This window comes from Clostridium sp. CM039 (assembly GCF_055081075.1).
This window is the reverse complement of sequence record NZ_CM143649.1, coordinates 3,955,237-3,973,641: the sequence shown is the minus strand read 5'-3', so window position 1 is coordinate 3,973,641 and position 18,405 is coordinate 3,955,237. Positions and strand designations below refer to the sequence as shown.

Annotated in this window: 14 protein-coding genes; 2 read left to right on the top strand and 12 right to left on the bottom strand. The window is 31.8% G+C overall.

Annotated features, from left to right (window positions below; translation table 11 throughout):
- Positions 1-46 precede the first annotated feature (46 nt).
- The 3 genes from ACWJJ2_RS18685 to recQ all read right to left on the bottom strand — a co-directional run bounded on the left by ACWJJ2_RS18685 (position 47) and on the right by recQ (position 5,182).
- Complete coding sequence (locus tag ACWJJ2_RS18685; protein ID WP_216303256.1) at positions 47-1,663, bottom strand: ABC-F family ATP-binding cassette domain-containing protein; 1,617 nt, start codon at positions 1,661-1,663, stop codon at positions 47-49.
- Between the two features lie 105 nt (positions 1,664-1,768).
- Positions 1,769-2,995 carry a DEAD/DEAH box helicase gene (locus ACWJJ2_RS18680; RefSeq protein WP_462952820.1) on the bottom strand — a complete coding sequence of 409 codons (1,227 nt, stop codon included), beginning with the start codon at positions 2,993-2,995 and terminating at the stop codon, positions 1,769-1,771.
- Between the two features lie 15 nt (positions 2,996-3,010).
- Positions 3,011-5,182: a DNA helicase RecQ gene (gene recQ / locus ACWJJ2_RS18675; RefSeq protein ID WP_216303258.1), complete on the bottom strand. Its 2,172-nt coding sequence runs from the start codon at positions 5,180-5,182 to the stop codon at positions 3,011-3,013.
- Between the two features lie 326 nt (positions 5,183-5,508).
- Here recQ and ACWJJ2_RS18670 point away from each other — a divergent pair, with 326 nt between their 5' ends.
- Positions 5,509-6,000 carry a YajQ family cyclic di-GMP-binding protein gene (locus ACWJJ2_RS18670; RefSeq protein ID WP_165414514.1) on the top strand — a complete coding sequence of 164 codons (492 nt, stop codon included), beginning with the start codon at positions 5,509-5,511 and terminating at the stop codon, positions 5,998-6,000.
- A 296-nt stretch (positions 6,001-6,296) separates the two neighbouring features.
- Entirely contained in the window at positions 6,297-6,542 is a 246-nt protein-coding gene (locus ACWJJ2_RS18665) for an AbrB/MazE/SpoVT family DNA-binding domain-containing protein (protein ID WP_071614011.1), read from the top strand.
- Between the two features lie 84 nt (positions 6,543-6,626).
- Here ACWJJ2_RS18665 and ACWJJ2_RS18660 read toward each other — a convergent pair whose 3' ends face one another.
- From ACWJJ2_RS18660 to ACWJJ2_RS18620, 9 genes are all read right to left on the bottom strand, one after another.
- Complete coding sequence (locus tag ACWJJ2_RS18660; RefSeq protein ID WP_165414641.1) at positions 6,627-7,043, bottom strand: hypothetical protein; 417 nt, start codon at positions 7,041-7,043, stop codon at positions 6,627-6,629.
- Between the two features lie 733 nt (positions 7,044-7,776).
- A complete protein-coding gene (locus ACWJJ2_RS18655) occupies positions 7,777-10,068 on the bottom strand; it encodes an ATP-dependent DNA helicase (RefSeq protein ID WP_462954363.1) in 2,292 nt (763 codons plus the stop codon).
- A gap of 170 nt (positions 10,069-10,238) precedes the next feature.
- The gene (locus tag ACWJJ2_RS18650) at positions 10,239-12,170 is read right to left on the bottom strand and encodes an ABC-F family ATP-binding cassette domain-containing protein (protein ID WP_216303291.1); all 1,932 of its coding nucleotides are present in this window, start codon (positions 12,168-12,170) and stop codon (positions 10,239-10,241) included.
- Between the two features lie 183 nt (positions 12,171-12,353).
- Positions 12,354-12,542, bottom strand: coding sequence for a hypothetical protein (locus tag ACWJJ2_RS18645; RefSeq protein WP_165414639.1), 189 nt, complete (start codon positions 12,540-12,542; stop codon positions 12,354-12,356).
- Positions 12,543-12,602: 60 nt separating this feature from the next.
- The gene (locus ACWJJ2_RS18640) at positions 12,603-13,568 is read right to left on the bottom strand and encodes an ABC transporter ATP-binding protein (RefSeq protein ID WP_462953656.1); all 966 of its coding nucleotides are present in this window, start codon (positions 13,566-13,568) and stop codon (positions 12,603-12,605) included.
- Positions 13,569-13,610: 42 nt separating this feature from the next.
- The gene (locus tag ACWJJ2_RS18635) at positions 13,611-14,591 is read right to left on the bottom strand and encodes an ABC transporter ATP-binding protein (RefSeq protein ID WP_462953655.1); all 981 of its coding nucleotides are present in this window, start codon (positions 14,589-14,591) and stop codon (positions 13,611-13,613) included.
- A gap of 10 nt (positions 14,592-14,601) precedes the next feature.
- Entirely contained in the window at positions 14,602-15,519 is a 918-nt protein-coding gene (gene opp4C, locus ACWJJ2_RS18630; RefSeq protein ID WP_216303262.1) for an oligopeptide ABC transporter permease, read from the bottom strand.
- An 11-nt stretch (positions 15,520-15,530) separates the two neighbouring features.
- A complete protein-coding gene (locus ACWJJ2_RS18625; protein ID WP_220287388.1) occupies positions 15,531-16,493 on the bottom strand; it encodes an ABC transporter permease in 963 nt (320 codons plus the stop codon).
- Positions 16,494-16,563: 70 nt separating this feature from the next.
- Positions 16,564-18,276, bottom strand: a complete 1,713-nt coding sequence (locus tag ACWJJ2_RS18620) for an ABC transporter substrate-binding protein (RefSeq protein WP_220287390.1) — start codon at positions 18,274-18,276, stop codon at positions 16,564-16,566.
- Between the last annotated feature and the right edge of the window lie 129 nt (positions 18,277-18,405).

Sequence of the window (18,405 nt, the reverse complement as noted above, 5' to 3'; positions counted from 1 at the left end):
TAAAAAAAGAAGCACTCCTAATAATATTATTAGAAGTGCTTCTTTTTTATTTGTACATAAGTTCTAGTTCTTTTTGAACTTCATTATTTTCTATAAATTCATCATAAGTCATTTGTTTATCCATTATCCCCTTAGGTGTAATTTCTATTATTCTAGTTGCAACTGTTGCAACTAGTTGGGAGTCATGAGATGTAAGTAACATTGTTCCAGTATAGCTAGTTAACCCATTGTTTAACGCCGTAATAGACTCTAGGTCTAAATGATTAGTGGGCTCATCAAAAATTAATACATTAGCATTACTAAGCATCATTTTAGAAAGCATGCATCTAACCTTTTCTCCACCGGACAATACGCTGGCTTTTTTAAGGGCCTCTTCTCCAGAGAAAAGCATTCTGCCTAAAAAGCCTCTAATAAAGCTTTCAGCCTTTTCATCTGAATATTGGCGAAGCCAATCAACTAATGTGCAATCTACGCCATTAAAATATTCCGTGTTATCCTTTGGTAAGTAAGCCTTAGAAGTAGTAATTCCCCACTTAACCTCACCACTATCCGGCTCCATTTCACCCATTACTATCTTAAATAATGTAGTTTTAGCTATTTCATCTGCACCTGTAAAAGCAATCTTATCTCCCTTGTTAACTATAAAAGAAACATTATCAAGAAGTATTTCTCCATCCACAGTTTTACTTAGATTTTTAACTGTCAATAAATCATTTCCCGCTTCTCTTTCTGGCTTAAATCCAACAAATGGATATTTACGAGAAGATGGTTTTATATCATCTAAAGTCAATTTATCTAATTGCTTTTTACGAGAAGTAGCCTGTTTTGCTTTAGATGCATTAGAACTAAATCTAGCAATAAAGTTTTGTAATTCAACAATTTTTTCTTCTTTTTTCTTATTTTGATCTTTAGCCATTTGAAGAGCCAACTGACTAGATTCATACCAAAAATCATAATTTCCAACAAATAATTGAATTTTGCTAAAGTCTATATCTGCAACATGAGTACATATTTTATTTAAAAAATGTCTATCATGGGAAACAACTATAACAGTACTATCAAAATTCAGTAGGAAACTTTCAAGCCAATTTTTAGATTTTACATCTAAATTGTTTGTAGGCTCATCTAGTAATAGAATGTCTGGTTTTCCAAATAGTGTTTGAGCAAGGAGTACCTTAACCTTTTCTGATCCTGTTAATTCCTTCATTGTTTTGTTTTGAAGGTCTTCAGTTATTCCAAGTCCCATCAATAGAGTTGAAGCTTCTGATTCAGCTTCCCATCCATTAAGTTCTGCAAATTCGCCTTCTAGTACCGAAGCTCTAATTCCGTCCTCATCAGTAAAATCTGGTTTTGCATATAATTCATCTTTTTCATTCATTATTTCAAACAATCTTACATGCCCCATCATTACAGTTTTGACAACTTCATATTCATCAAATTCAAAATGATCTTGCTTTAAGAATGCTAATCTTTCTCCTGCTGTAATATTAACTTCTCCTGTATTAGGTTCAATTTGACCTGATAATATATTAAGAAACGTTGATTTACCGGCACCGTTCGCACCAATTAATCCATAACAATTACCTGGAGTAAATTTTATATTAACATTATCAAATAATTTACGTGCACCATATCTTAAACTTACGTTATTTGTACTAATCATATCTTTATAAATACCTCCATACATTAAGTAATTTCATTCTAGTCAAAACTACTGACTCATTATACCATACGGAAAGAAACTAGGCCAATGTAATTTATTTCTTTCTTATCTAGTTTTATTAGACTTATTAGTGTTTGATGCTTTGCTATCAGATCTAAAATTATGTTCTATTGACTTTGCTTTAGGTGTGTTTTGTAAATCAATAATTGTTCCCATACGAATATCTTTAGGCAGAATTTCTATATTAAAATCTTTTTCATAGTTTTTAATTAGATCAAGTTCTCTCTCTTCTGTTATAGATAATGCAAAACCATGTTCACCCATTCTTGCCGTTCTACCTACCCTATGTAAATAATCCTTAGGATTCTCTGGTATATCAAGATTAAATATATGTGACACTCCTACTATATCAAGGCCTCTAGCTGCTAAATCAGAAGCAACTAATAGTTGAATTTTTCCTGCATTGAAATCCTCAATAGCTTTTTTTCTATTAAGTTTATCAGAGCTTCCATGAATACCCTCAACCTTTAATCCGTGATAACCAAGCTTTGAAGTTGTAATTTCTACCTCATCACTTTTGTTTATAAATATTATTGCTTTTTCAGGTTTAGTAGCACTTATGAGTTTTCTGAGTAGAACCAGTTTCTCTCTCTTTTCAACTACGAAATACATGTGCTCTATATTAGGATTTACCTGACTTTTATCACCCACTTTAATTACTTCTGGATCCTTCATCAAAGTTTTAGCAATCTCAACAACTTTAAGCGAAATCGTAGCTGAAAATATCATAATTTGTCTATCCCTAAGCGTAGTTTTTATTATGGCCTTTACCCCATCTATGTTATCTTCATCTATCATTCTATCGCCTTCATCTATTACTATAGTCTTAACGAAGTGTGATTTCAGTTTCTTCATAGTTATAAGTTCTAAAATTCTTCCTGCGGATCCAACTATTATATGTGGCTTTTCCTTAAGAGCTTCTAGCTGTCTTTTGATGTTAACATTACCTATTATGGTAGTTGATTTGATGTTGCTATTTGAGTTCTCTGATAGCAATTCTATTTGCTTATGTATTTGCATTGCAAGTTCATGAGTAGGTGCAAGTACAATCGCTTGAATATCCTTTGATGTTGTGTCTATTTTTTGAAATATAGGTAATAAGTAAGCCAGTGTTTTACCTGAACCTGTTTCTGATTCTCCTATAATATCCTTGCCCTCAAGTCCAATTGGTATAGCCTTTACTTGAATTTCTGTAGGGCTCTGTATCCCCTGTTTAATCAAACCTTCTATAAGGTTTTCTTGTAATCCTAGTTCATTAAATAATTTATTCATATTTTCTCCTTTTTTCTAAGAAATCTTATTGTTAGCGTATTTAAATATTGTTGCTTTTATAGCTAAATAATCTATTTCTTCTGGTAATGCTTCTTTGATAGGTCTAAGCTTTGAAGCTCCAATTTTTTCTATAACTTCAATAATAAGCGCTTCCTGATGTTTTGGAATAAAATCATCTAAATTAACATCAAAACCCTCATAAGCACATTTAAATATATGTTCTTGTACTGTGAGGCTTTTTAATTTTCTCTCGTAAATTATGTCCTCTATGCTTTTACCCTCTTTATACATATTATAAGTAATAACATAGCTAGGGATCTTTCCTTCATTTTCGCAAGCTTTTTCTACCGCACATTCAGTTTGAACCTTCTCATCATTTTCATTATATAGTATTTCTGCCTTTAGTTCTATATTGTTTTCCTGCATATATTTTTTTATAACCTGAATGAATTCCTCACCATACTTCTTAAGCTTAGATTCTCCTACCCCTTTAATGTTTAGCATTTCTTTATTATTTACTGGGAAATATTCGCTCATCTCTCTTAACGCGCTATCTGCAAACACAATATAAGGTGGAACTTTTTCCCGGTCTGAAATTTCTTTTCGAAGGGACCTCAATATTTCAAACAAACCAGTATCGCGAGCTACCTTAGCTTTCTTTTTCTCAACCTTTTGATACACTTTTTCTTCATTTTTAAGTACTGCCACTGCTTTATCTTTTAAATGAACCACCGGAAATTGACCATCTGCAAGTGAAAGATATTCTTCTGCCGTAAGCACATTTATGAGGTCTCTTATCTCTTTAACAGTATATTGCTTTATTATCCCATAGGTAGATAACTTATCAAATCCAAGTTCCAAAACTTTTTTATTCTTTGAGCCACGAAGTACTTCTGCAATTAATGAAGTACCATACCTCTCCTTCATCCTAAAGATGCAAGAAAATATTTTTTGTGCCTCTATAGTTATATCTACCAGTTCACTTTCATCATTGCATGTACTGCAATTGTCACATTTATCTTGAACATTTTCTTCGCCAAAATATTCCAAAATAAACTGTCGTAAACATCTTGAAGTATGTGAATAATCCACCATAGCTTGAAGTTTCTTATATTCATTTACCTTCCTTTGAGGTGATACGACACTTTGTTCTATAAAAAATTTTTGAAGTAACACATCTGCTGCAGAAAATAACAGTATACATTCGCTAGGCTCTCCATCTCTGCCTCCACGTCCCGCTTCTTGATAATAAGATTCCATACTCTTTGGCAAATTATAATGAATTACATATCGAACATTTGATTTATCTATTCCCATTCCAAAAGCATTTGTAGCTATAATAATGTTGATATCGTCGTACAAAAACTTTTCTTGGTTTTGTTTTCGCTCTTCATCTCCTAGCCCCGCATGGTATCTTCCAACACTATATCCCTTTTTATTCAAAAGCTCATAGAGATTATTCGTTTCCTTCCTTGTAGAAGTGTATATTATCCCTACTTGGTCTTTATTATCTTGAATGTATTCTAATACAAAATCTCTTTTGTTTTCTCCACGAATAACAGTAAAGCTCAAATTTTCTCTATTAAAACCAGTTACATAAACATCCGGCTCTCTTAATTTTAATAACTTTATAACGTCTAACCTTACTTCCTCTGTTGCAGTAGCTGTAAATGCCGCTATAATTGGTCTTTCTTGTAATTTTTCTATCAAACTAGAAATTGCTGCATAACTGGTTCTAAAATCATGTCCCCATTGAGATACACAATGAGCTTCATCCACTGCTAAAAGCGATATTGTTAATCTATTTAACATATTGCAGAAGAAGTCTGATTCTAACCTTTCTGGGGCAACATAAAGAAGCTTAAACTCCCCAAGCGCTACCTTATCAATTCTTTCATTAACTTCATTAATACTTAATGAGCTATTTATATATGTTGCAGCTATCCCTATACTATTCAATGTATCTACTTGATCCTTCATAAGCGATATAAGTGGTGATATTACGAGTGTTACTCCTTTTAGCATTAGAGCAGGTATCTGGTAACACACCGATTTCCCTGCACCAGTAGGCATTACAGCAAAGGTATCTTTTCCGCTTATTATACTCTCTATTACATTTTCTTGTCCTTTTCTAAAATTATCATATCCATAATACTTTTTTAATTTTTCTTGTGCTTCACGCAACATATATTTCTTCCTCTCATACGTAATAATTTCTTACAATAGTATAACATTATTTTAAAAAATTTGTACCTTTATGGCGACGAACTTTGTATTTGTTTTAATCAAAACATGTATTATTATCTATTTTCGTCAACTTTATGATATTTAAAACATATCAAACATTTGATTTTCATGATTTAATAACATTTCATAAATAAACAAATCGCTATCAAGTTTATAGTTTTTATAATTTTTACTCATTAACTACTGGACATTTTCAAATTATTAATCTACTATTAATTAATAAGATTCTATTAATTAACATAAAAATATATAGGAGGTTTTTAATTATGGCAACTGCACATTCGTTTGACATAGTATCAGATGTCGATATGCAAGAAGTAGACAATGCAATAAACCAAGCATTGAAAGAAGTTAAACAAAGGTATGATTTTAGAAATACTATTACTGAAATTAACCTAGGAAAAGAAGATATTAAAATAATATCTGATGATGATTTTAAATTAAAATCAGTTATAGACGTTCTTGTAAGTAAGTTAATTAAAAGAGGTATATCTGGAAAAGCATTAGATCTAGGTAAACAAGAACCTGCTACATTAGGTTCTGCAAGGCAAACAGCCAAAATTGTAAAAGGTATTTCTACTGAAAAATCGAAAAAAATAATTGCTGAAATTAAATCCAGCAAAATTAAAGTTCAAGCTCAAATTATGGATAATCAGCTAAGGGTTACCGGCAAGGACCTTGACGATCTACAGCAAGTAATGGCTTTAATAAAATCGAAAGATTTTGATATTCCCCTACAATTCACTAATTATAGATAGTTACATTTTTAAAGGTTAGTACCCACTGTACTAACCTTTTTTTATTTACTATCATGATTTACACCAATTACAATCTATTATGAATATTGTAATTATTAAAATTTTATGTATATTGTATAAGATATTATAATAATGTTTAAAATGACAGACCATTATATTTTTTTTGCATAATACGTAAAAGTTTGTTAATTTTTATTATTTTTCTTAAATATTTTCATAAACCTATTGACGTTTTATGTTATTTTTGCTACAATTTAATTATAAATAAGTCGAAAGATGTTTGAGGAGGAAATTAAATGAAATCAACAGGTATTGTAAGAAAAGTGGACGAACTTGGAAGAATTGTTATTCCTATAGAATTGAGAAGAACTTTGGATATAGATATCAAGGACGCTTTAGAAATCTATGTAGATGGTGATCAAATTATTCTTAAAAAATATGAACCAGCTTGTATTTTCTGTCAAAATGCAAGAGACGTTGTAAACTACAAAGGTAAAAATATTTGTAAAGACTGTCTTGCTGAGTTAGGTTCAGGTAAATAATTCAAGATAATTTTTTATTAAATAAAATAGGGCATATAAGCCTAACAATAAAAAAAAGATATCCTTTAAAAGGATATCTTTTTTTTATGTCTTCAACCTAAACTCGCTACAGCACTTTGAGCAAGTTATAATAATTTTACCTTTTCCTCTTGGTAATCTTAATTTTTGTTCACATTTAGGACAGCTAGTTATTATATACTTCTTTTTTTCCTTTAATCTCTCTATAGGTCTATAATTTTTAATTTTAATATTAATTAGTTTAATATTTTGTTTTAAATTATTGATTTTACGATAAAAATGTCTTTCTATATTTTCAAAAACAAATTTTTCATTATTTCTCCCATGTACATTAGTTGACCTACATCTCCAAATTGAATATATAATAAGTGCTGTTCCTAAAATCCATGAATACCTAGCTACTAACAAAAATATTCCTATCAATAAGGTTGCTGTTGAAAATCTATCCCAGCCATAAACTTCTCTAGAAGATTTAACAAACATTTATACTATTCCCCCTATCATTTTCTGAAGTAGATAACAATTATTAATTGTTATCTACTTTAACATGTGTAAGCAGTAAACTAAATATAATAATTTTAATTTAGCACTTTCAGCATTGTTACTCTTATATTATATTCTAGCACTATAAATGCTATATTATTATTAATTTTCTGTAAAAAATACCCCCAAAAACCTTTTAAGCTCCTGTTACTATTACTTATTTAATTAATAGTATAGGAAATCGTCAACCTATATAGCTAACTAACCTATAGAGAGAATACGATATAAGTAAAATATAAAACTAGTTAGAATTAATATTTTACAAAAATGTTATAACATCACTGATAAATCACTAAATGAAAATGTAAATTTCATTATATTTTGTCGAATATATTTATCTATTTTCATTTTTAATCAGCTTATATTAAACTTTTAAAAATCCCATTGACTATATGTGTAATACATGTTAATCTTAGAGTAAGAAATAAGTCGAAATATACCGTTTATATATAGGAAACTTATTTTGATATAATCCCTTTAAAATTAAATACCCCCAACTATAAAAAGGAAAATATTTTATGTAGATGTATCTGTAGCGGTTATTATTAAATTAGTTTCCTTTTTTATCCCCCCACAGTATCTTATAAATAGACTTTAATTATTTGTATATAAAAAACTTGAGCAAATGCTCAAGTTTTTTTATTTTCTTAGATAATATTATTTTTACAATTCCTTATTCCCAAAATTCACAAATCTCTTTTTTAGCATGAGTGCTATTATTTATTATATGATAATTGTCCCATTCCTTTGGGAAAAGTCGTCTATACCTTTGGTTAAGGAATCTATCATCTATTAACAGCGCGATCCCACTATCTTCCTCTGTTCTAATTACCCTTCCCGCCGCCTGTAGTACTTTATTCATACCTGGGTACATATAAGAATATTCATAGCCACAATTGCTTTTATTATTAAAGTATTCTTTAATAATTTCCCGTTCAAAGCAAATCATAGGATGACCTACACCGATGATTATAACACCAATTAATGCATCACCTTTTAAATCAATACCTTCAGAAAATATACCACCTAAAACTCCAAAACCTAAAATATTCTCATCACTCGAACTACTAAAGTTTTGCAAAAATTCTTCCCTGGCATCTTCAGTCATAGAATTGGTTTGGATACTTACTTTGATATGTGGATACTTTTGCGTAAAACTATTACACACTTCCTCCATATATTTATATGAAGGAAAAAATACCATATAATTTCCATTCTTAGCACTTATTACAGAATATATGTACTCTACTATCTTTAGGTAACTATTTTCTCTATATTTATATTTAGTAGAAATGTCCTTAGCTACCATTACCCTAAGCTTACTTTTGTCAAAGGGAGAATTCAGCGTTAAATGGTAATCCTTACTTTCTCCACCCAAAATCTCTTTAAAGTATACTAATGGTAGTAGCGTTGCAGAGAAGTATATCACTGATTGACCTCTTTTTGACGCCTCGCTTAAAAGCTTAGATGGATCCAAGCAAAATATTTTTAATACTACGTCATCTAACCCACTTTCTACATAGGTTATATATTTATCATCATAAAGTTCAGCTACCCGAATAAAACTCAAAGAGTTAAAATACAATTCTAAAAAACTATCATATGTTTCAGATTTTTCATTTTTCGTGAGCCATTTTTCTAATATTTTAGTAAGCCTCGTAAGGAGGTTATATACATCCACTGGTTCAGCATTTTGTTTGTAATATCCATCTTCATTACACATTTTCTTCATGCTGTTGATAAGAGCATTTAACTTATTCAAAACTTTGTACATTTGATCGTCAAGACCTTTTATATCTTTTTTCAATTGCATAATCAATTTTTTACTAATTTGCGCTGAAAACATTTCTCTAGCTCTATCCACTAAGTTATGAGCCTCATCAACCAAAAAAGTATATTCCCCACCGTTATCAGTAAAGAATCTTTTTAAGTAAACCCTAGGATCAAATACATAATTATAATCGCATATAACGCTGTCAGCCCACACAGTTAAATCCAATGAAAACTCAAATGGACATACGTTATATTTATTTGAGTATATCTCAATTATTTCTCTGCTAAATGTATTTTCATTTTTCAGAATATCAAGTAGCGCTTCATTAACTCTATCAAAATGTCCTTTTGCAAATTTACATTGCTGCGGATTACATGCACTACCTTTACTAAGACATACTTTATCCTTTGCTGTTAGTGTAATCGTCTTAAATTTAAGTCCATTTGATTTCATTTTATCAAAGGCATCCTCTGCAACTCGTCTTGTTATAGTTTTGGCTGTTAGGTAAAAAATCTTTGTGGTATGCCCTTCTCCCATAGCTTTAACCACCGGAAACAAAGTAGATATAGTTTTACCTATTCCTGTGGGGGCTTGCACAAACATTTTCTTTTTCTCTACTACTGTTTTATATACGCAGACAGCTAGTTCCCTTTGACCGTCCCTATAATTTTCAAACGGAAACAACAACTCTTTTATAGTACTATCTCTTTCCTTATTCCACTCACTAGCAATATTTGCCCATACAAAATAGCTAGAGATAATTTCATCAAAAAATTCTTGTAGTTTTTCAATTGAAAAAGCTTTGATAAACTGCTTAGTTTTTTGCGTATCTATTTCATAATAGGTTAATTGAACATTAATAAGCCCAAGATTATTTTGAATCCCATATATATATGCATAACATTTGGCTTGAGCCCAGTGAAGACTATTATAATCTTCCTTAATAAGTTCTATATCCTTAGCAACTGTTTTAATTTCATCTATGGTAACTTTATTATTTTTGATTAGAATACCATCAGCACGCCCCTCAATTATAATCGAGGCCCCATTATATAGTATACTGTGTTTTAAACTTACCTCAGCGCGATATTCTTCTCCAAGTAATACCGAATACTTTTCTTTATTCTCACTTTGAATTTTTTGATGTGCTTTGGTTCCCTCTACAGCTCTGCTACTCCCCATAAACCTCATATCTAAATCGCCAGCCCTTAGTACAAACTCTACTAAGTTACGCACAGATATTTTTATATCTCTATTTTTATCCACAGACCATACCTTCTTTATTAAATAAACTTATCACTCATAAATTTTCAATAACATTTCAGAAACAAAATCACCCACTTGTATAAGTGGGTGATGATTTAATTGTTTTTCTGCTGCTCTATTTTCTCAACTAATTCATTTAAATATGTCCATCGCACCATTAGCTGTTCAGCTTCAACTCCAATATTCTTTTGCTGCTTAACTAGTTTCTGCAAATATTCAAAATCACTACTTCCATCATTGATTTTTTTATTAATATCCACAAGTTCTGCTTCCTTTTGCTCAATTTTACCGTCGATTTCATCAAATTCTTTCTGCTCTTTAAATGTAATTTTCAAAAGCTTCTCTTCTTTAATTGCCTCATCTTTACTGCTTGCAACCTCTTCATTTACATCTTTTTTGTCTTCTTTATCTACTTCTAGTAAATTCGGATTTTTTTCTATATATTCTTTATACTCAGAATAATTACCTACAAATTGAATTATCTTTTCATTTCCCTCAAAACTGAATATTTTGTCAGATACTCTATCTAAAAAGTATCTATCATGAGATACAGTTATAACCACACCACTAAACCCATCTAAATAATCTTCGAGTACTGCTAGAGTTTGAATATCAAAGTCATTAGTTGGCTCATCTAAAAATAGTACATTTGGAGCTTCCATAAGAATCCTTAATAAATATAGTCTTCGTTTTTCTCCACCGGATAAACTAGAAATAAATGAATGCTTAGTAGTTCCATCAAATAAGAATCTCTCAAGCATTTGAGAAGCTGTAACCTGTTCTCCATCGCCTGTAGTTATATATTCTGCACCTTCTCGAATGTACTCTATAGCACGTAGCTTTTCGTTCATCTCACCATTTTCTTGATGGAAAAAGCCAATTTTCAATGTTTCTCCCCAATCTATTACCCCTGAATCTGGGCTTAATACTCCACTTAAAATATTCATAAGCGTAGATTTCCCCATACCATTAGGTCCTATAATACCTACTTTATCTCTCCTAGTAAAAGTATGACTAAAATTACTAATTAATTTTTTATCACCATATGCTTTATATATGTTCTCTACATTCATAATCTTTTTACCAAGTCTAGTAGATGCCGAGGATAATTCTAACTTTTCGTTTGTTACATCAACTTTTCCATCGCGAAGCTCATCAAAACGGTCAATTCTCGCCTTTTGCTTAGTACTTCTAGCTTTAGCCCCACGTCTTATCCAAGCTAGTTCCTTTTTAAATAAACTCTCTCTTTTTTTCTCTATTGTATCCATTAAAGCCATTCTTTCAACTTTCTTTTCCAAAAACACACTATAATTCCCCTGATAACTATATAGATTACCCTTATCAAGCTCAATAATTTTATTTGTTATTCTATCTAAAAAATACCTATCATGAGTAATCATAAGTAGTGCACCTTTTCTACTATTTAAAAATTTCTCAAGCCAATCTATTATTTTATTATCCATATGATTTGTAGGCTCATCCAAAATTAATAAATCTGAGGGAGTAATTAGAGCACTACACAAAGCGACTCTTTTTCTTTGTCCACCTGAAAGGTTGCCTATTCGCTGCTTAAAATCGGTTATTCCAAGCTTTGTAAGTATTATTTTAGCTTCATTTTGAACTTCCCATCCGTTACATGCGTCCATCTTAGTGTTAAGGTTCATTAAAGTATTTTGAACGGATTCATCTTCTGGATTTTCCTCCATTTTCTCCATAGCTACTTCATATTCTCTTATAACCTTCATAACATCAGTTTCACTTTTAAAAATTTGCTCAAGCACTGTAGCTTCTGGGTCAAATTTAGGATTTTGAGATAAATATTCTATATTCACTTTGTTTCCCTTTAAAATTCTTCCCCCATCAGGAACTTCAAAGCCAGCTATTATTTTTAAAAAAGTTGATTTTCCTGTTCCATTAACTCCTATTAATCCAATTTTATCGCCATCACTTATACCTAATGACACTTTATTAATGAGTATTTTTTCACTATAACTTTTACTCATTTCTTCTATTGTTAACAAATTCATATACATACCATCCTTTTCATGTTCTAACATTAGGGGCATGAGATTAAATGTCCCTACACTTCAATTATACCCAAATAAGCACCCAAGTGATAGTGCAAATTCATCTTCGACAAATTTTTCATTATCTCTAGGGTGTATTTTTAAACAAATATACATTTTTTTACAACTACTAGTTGACTATTATTAACTTCTGATCCATACTTTCATTACAATAAATAACAACAAACTCATGACTAATGCAGCTCCCATAACTATTGGCATAAATATCTGAAATTGTGCTATAACAATGGCTACAATGTCCTTCCATCCTACACCTTCATCACAATTCAAATCACTATCCTTTATTCTTTCTAGTTCTCTTTCCTGTCTCATATATTCCCCCCTTACTTTGGAAATTCAATATACTATCCTTTTATGCTACCAATCATTACCTTACAGCAAGTGGCAAGCTACAAAATGTTTACTGCCTACATCTTTATACTGTGGACATTCATTTTTGCATCTTTCCACAGCATATTGACATCGGGTATGAAATTTACAGCCAGAGGGTGGATTTGCCGGACTTGGTATGTCTCCCTTAAGAATAATTCTTTCTCTCTTTAATGTTGGATCTGGTAGAGGCACTGCCGATAACAATGCCTTCGTATATGGATGAAGAGGATTATTATACAATTCATTTTTTGATGCTAATTCCACCAAAGATCCTAGGTACATAACCCCTATTCTATGACTAATATGTTTTACTACACTTAAATCATGCGAAATAAATAAATATGAAAACCCCATTTTTTCTTGAAGATCACACATTAAATTAACTATTTGAGATTGAATGGACACATCTAGTGCTGATACAGGTTCATCAGCAACTATAAATTCAGGATTTAATATAAGAGCTCTTGCTATTCCTATTCTCTGCCTTTGCCCACCTGAAAATTCATGTGGGTATCTTCTTATGTGATAAGGTGCAAGCCCACAAATCTCAAGCACCTCTTGAACTCTACCAGCAATTTCGCTTTTAGGCAATAACTCATGATCTATTAGCGATTCTCCAACTATTTGCCCTATAGTAAGTCTTGGATTAAGAGAACTATATGGATCTTGAAAAATTATTTGCATTTTAGGTCTCATCTTTCTTAAATCTTTTTTCGATAAATCAAATACATTTTGATTTTTAAAATAAACATTGCCTTCTGTTTTGTTTATAAGCCTTAACATAGTTCTACCAACTGTAGTTTTCCCACATCCTGATTCACCCACTAGGCCCAAGGTTTCACCTTTATTTATATATAGAGATACCCCATCTACAGCTTTAACATAACCTACAGTCTTTTTAAGTATTCCACCCTGAATAGGAAAATATGTTTTTAAATTCTCTACTCTAACTATTTCATCGTGCACTTACTTCCCCTCCTTGCATCGCTTCATAGTACAAAATATTTATTAGTTGTTTTGCTCCTCATATAAAAAGCAGGCTACCTTATGTCCTTGCCTTATCTCGTAAGTAGGTGGTTGCTTCTTTCTACAAATATCCATAGCTTTCGGGCATCTTGCACAAAAATAACATTCTTCTGGCATATTAATTGGGTTTGGAACCTGTCCGAGTATTGAGTATAATCTATCTACATCTTTATCCAGTGAAGGTTTAGATTTCATTAAGCCTTCAGTATATGGATGCATTGGATTTTTAAATAACTCAATTACAGGTGCTTCTTCAATAACCTTACCAGCATACATTACTACTACATATTCTGCCATTTCAGCAATTACTCCAAGATCATGAGTTATTAGCATTATTGAAGTATTAAGCTTTTTCTTTAGATCCTTCATAATATCAAGTATTTGCGCTTGAATTGTTACATCTAATGCAGTAGTTGGCTCATCTGCTATTAAAAGCTTTGGATTACAAGACACAGCCATTGCAATCATTGCCCTTTGGCGCATACCTCCACTAAGCTCATGAGGGTAACACTTCACTATGTCCTCAGCTCTTGGCACTCCAACTAGCTTTAACATATCTACTGCTTTTTCCCTAGCCTTAACTTTATTTAACTTTTGATGGAGCATTATTACTTCTTCTATTTGATACCCTATAGTGAATATAGGATTTAATGAAGTCATAGGCTCTTGAAATATTACTGCTATGTCATTCCCCCTTATTTTTCTTATTTCATCGCCTTTAAGTTCTAAAATATTTTTATTTTCAAACAGAATTTCGCCTCCAACTATTTTTCCGGGTGGTGACGGAATTAATCTCATTATTGACATTGCCGTAACGCTTTTACCACAACCCGATTCTCCAACTACACCTATTATTTCACCTTTTCTAATATTAAAACTAACATCATCAACAGCTTTCACAATTCCATCTTCTGTGTAAAAATATGTTTTCAAATTTTTTATCTCCACTAAATTTTTACTCATAATACACCTCCTAAACCTTTAGTTTGGGATCGATGGCGTCGCGAAGTCCATCTCCAAATAAATTTATACCCATTACCGTTAAGAAAATGCATATGCCAGGAGGCGCCCAAATCCAAGGTTTGAATTGTAATATATATGCATTATTAACTGCCTGGACCATTTGACCCCAAGACGGCGTAGGGGGAGTAACTCCAAGTCCTAGAAAACTTAATGCTGATTCCGTTAGAATTGCACCACCTATACCTAAAGTAGCTGAAACTATAATAGACGCATAGGTATTTGGTAGTAGATGACTAAATATTTTCCTTCTATCCTTAAGTCCTAAAGCTTCTGCTGCCTGCATAAATTCCTGTTCCCTAAGCGATAGTATTTGTCCTCGAACAATACGGCAAAGGCTTGGCCATCCAAGTAATCCTATAATAAACATAACTACGTACATCCTATACTGTGGGGCAACATTTAAATCTGACATTACAGCTGCCAGCATTATTAGTAGTGGCAAACTTGGAAAGCATAAGAATATATCAACTATCCTCATTATTACACTATCCACTGTTCCACCATAAAAGCCTGCTATTCCTCCTAACATACTTCCAATTAGTACTTCAACAAATACAGCGAGCACTCCTACTGACAGAGATATTCTGCCCCCATACATCACTCTTACTAAAACATCTCTTCCCACATCATCGGTACCCAAAAGATGTTTAAAAGAAGGTGAAGATGATACATTGTATAAATCTATAGTTTCCATTTTATAAGGTGATATTAATGGACCAATTAATGCCATAATCACCATAAACAACAGTATATACATTCCAAATATAGCTAGTTTATTCTTTTTTAACCGTTTTCTTATTATCTTCCAAGGGCTTAAAATTTCTTCTTTTTTAATTTGCTTCACTTTTGGTTTTACTTCTGCTTGCATTTTAACACCTCCTATTTAAGCCTTATTCTCGGATCAACTACGGCATAAGTAACATCTGCAATTAGATTCCCAACCAAAGTTAACACTGCAAATAAGATATTTATTCCCATGAGCAGTGGATAATCACGTCCACTTACTGCAGCAATTTCTATAGGTCCTATGCCAGGCCACCCAAAAATGCTTTCTGTAATAAACGCTCCAGAAAATAATAAAGGAAGCCAAAATCCCAGTAAAGTAATAACAGGAATCATTCCATTTCTAAGAGCATGTTTATATATAACCACTTTTTCTTTAAGTCCTTTAGCTCTAGCTGTTCTTATATAATCCTGCCTTATTACCTCTAGCATACTTGATCTTGTGTATCTCATAAGACCTGCCACACTACTTAAAGTAAGTACAATTAGCGGTAGTATCATATGACGAGCTACATCTAAACCATAGGAAATGCCTGCTACTGTACTTCCAGCCGTGCTCATTCCAGAAACCGGAAGTATTTTAAGGTCTACAGCAAAAACTTTTATAAGAAGCATACCAAAAAAGAATGAGGGCATAGAAATACCTATCAGGGCAAACACGGTGAAAAATCCATCAAATTTTGAGTACTGCTTAGTTGCAGAAACCACTCCGATTGGAATTGAGATTAATACACTTAGTATTAATGAGAGTATAGCTAGGTAAAATGTATTCCAAATATATGTGTTCATAACCTTTCCTACTGGCTGTTTAAAGTTAGTAGATTCGCCAAAATCCCCATGAAGTACTCCTCCAGCCCATCTAAGATACTGCTTATACGCCGGTAGATCTAGTCCCATTTGATGTCTTAATTCTTGCTTTCTTTCTGGTGTTAAATGTGGATCCATTTTACCTGTTAATGCATCACCTGGTGCCAACTGCAATATTAAAAATATTACTATAGATACCCCTATTAAAACTGGTATCATTTGCAGTAATCTTCTAGTTATATACTGCCTCATGACAATCCCCCTTTATAAACTATGCTTGGTAACCCCAAGCATAGCAAAATATAATTAAAGCATCATTTACCTATTTAGCTTTAGGTTCAATCAATTCTGCATCTGCAATTTGATAAGTAAAATTAACATATGGAGAGATGTTTATACCTTTAACTCTTGAACTTACAGCCCACATCATTTTACATTGATCTAACAAAACATATGGAGCTTCCTCTGTGAAAAGTTTTAACCACTTTTGATATAATACCTTTCTTTCTTTTACATCCGTAGTCTTAAGAGCATCTGCCATTAATTTTTCACTTTCTTTATTTACCCAATTTCCTGGATTGAATCCACCGAGCTCTGCTTGCTTTTCTGAGAATAATCCTGATGGATCTGGATCAATACTTAAAGTCCAAGACATATTATACATATCAAATTTTTGTTCATCAAAAACCTTTGTACACATAGTCTTGAATTCCATTAATTCAGGAATAACATCTATTCCTATGGCCTTCCAATTCTCCTTTACTATTGGAATTAACAATTCTACGTATTTACTTCCTTGATAAGTCATCCAATGGATTTGAAACTTTTTACCATCCTTATATCTAAATCCATCTTCCTTTTTAATCCAACCTGCTGCTTCTAATAATTTATTTGCTTTTTCAGGATTATATTCATATTTATTTATGTCATCAGTATATGCCCAAGATACTTGTGATACTGGTGCATTACAAACATCAGCATATCCTTTATATCTAGCATCTATAAATCCTTTTCTATTTAAACCATAAGTAAGTGCTTGCCGTACCCTTTCATCTTTTAATTTTTCATCTTTAAGATTTAACCCTATATATCCATATCCATTATCCGGAAAAAGTTGCATATCTATGAATCCTGCACTTTTAAGCATTTGGATATTTTCTGGTTCAGTTGCAATTCTATCAATATCTACTTCACCAGCGGAAAGTGATTGAATATTGGTTTGAGCATTAGTAACTTTTAATATTAACTTATTAATCTTAGCTTCACCCTTCCAATAACTAGGGTTTTTCTCAAAGTCAGCTTCTTGACCTGCCTTATATGCTTTAAATATATATGGACCACTGCCCATCGGTTTTAAGAATGTTTTTTTTAATTTATCTATATTACCTTTTTCAAATGCATAATAACTCTTGCACATAATTCCATAAATAAAATCAGAACTTAGAGCTGGTGATTTAACATCTGTTAATGTAAATGAAATTGTATTGTCATCTATAACCTTTATGCCTTTAACTGTTTTAGCATCACCTTTATTGTATTCCTTATACCCAACCAATTTATCTACAGCGTCTGTTCTGGGTCCATCATACTTTGGGTCACAAATAGCTGTATAAGTAAATTCCACGTCCTTTGCAGTTAATTCTTCTCCATTGCTAAATTTAATGCCTTTGTTTAAATGGAAGGTATAGGTTTTGCTATCCTTTGAAATCTCCCATTTCTTAGCTACTTTTTCTACAGGATTTCCTTTCGCATCATTTGTCAATAACCCTTCAAAAACTAATTGAGCAACATAACCATCATCTACTGAACTTTCATATATGGGATTAAATTTTCCTTCTGGTGCTGTAAATCCAACAATTAAAGTATCTTTTCTGTTTTTTGCTGTTTGTGGCACTTTTTCTGGATTTACAGCCGCTATAACTTCTGATCCTTTTAAATCCTTCGCTGCTCTCCCAACATCACTTTTACCACAACCCGATAATACTAGAGCCATTGACATTGCTAAACTTAAACATCCAGCAATTCTTCTTTTCATTGTTTTCCCCCCTTTTTTTATAAACAATTTGATATAACTTAATAATTGTTGTTAATATAACAGTCTTTAATTTCGCTATCAATATAATTATATGTTTCATGAGCATTTTAATATTACACTTTATCAACT

Bases quoted from the DNA above. Each gene is read 5' to 3' on its own strand.
- ACWJJ2_RS18620 (WP_220287390.1), bottom strand. From the start codon at position 18,276: ATGAAAAGAAGAATTGCTGGATGTTTAAGTTTAGCAATGTCAATGGCT.
- ACWJJ2_RS18655 (WP_462954363.1), bottom strand. From the start codon at position 10,068: ATGAGGTTTATGGGGAGTAGCAGAGCTGTAGAGGGAACCAAAGCACAT.
- ACWJJ2_RS18670 (WP_165414514.1), top strand. From the start codon at position 5,509: ATGGCAACTGCACATTCGTTTGACATAGTATCAGATGTCGATATGCAA.
- ACWJJ2_RS18625 (WP_220287388.1), bottom strand. From the start codon at position 16,493: ATGAGGCAGTATATAACTAGAAGATTACTGCAAATGATACCAGTTTTA.
- opp4C (WP_216303262.1), bottom strand. From the start codon at position 15,519: ATGCAAGCAGAAGTAAAACCAAAAGTGAAGCAAATTAAAAAAGAAGAA.
- ACWJJ2_RS18680 (WP_462952820.1), bottom strand. From the start codon at position 2,995: ATGAATAAATTATTTAATGAACTAGGATTACAAGAAAACCTTATAGAA.
- ACWJJ2_RS18635 (WP_462953655.1), bottom strand. From the start codon at position 14,591: ATGAGTAAAAATTTAGTGGAGATAAAAAATTTGAAAACATATTTTTAC.
- recQ (WP_216303258.1), bottom strand. From the start codon at position 5,182: ATGTTGCGTGAAGCACAAGAAAAATTAAAAAAGTATTATGGATATGAT.
- ACWJJ2_RS18660 (WP_165414641.1), bottom strand. From the start codon at position 7,043: ATGTTTGTTAAATCTTCTAGAGAAGTTTATGGCTGGGATAGATTTTCA.
- ACWJJ2_RS18685 (WP_216303256.1), bottom strand. From the start codon at position 1,663: ATGATTAGTACAAATAACGTAAGTTTAAGATATGGTGCACGTAAATTA.
- ACWJJ2_RS18650 (WP_216303291.1), bottom strand. From the start codon at position 12,170: ATGAATTTGTTAACAATAGAAGAAATGAGTAAAAGTTATAGTGAAAAA.
- ACWJJ2_RS18665 (WP_071614011.1), top strand. From the start codon at position 6,297: ATGAAATCAACAGGTATTGTAAGAAAAGTGGACGAACTTGGAAGAATT.
- ACWJJ2_RS18645 (WP_165414639.1), bottom strand. From the start codon at position 12,542: ATGAGACAGGAAAGAGAACTAGAAAGAATAAAGGATAGTGATTTGAAT.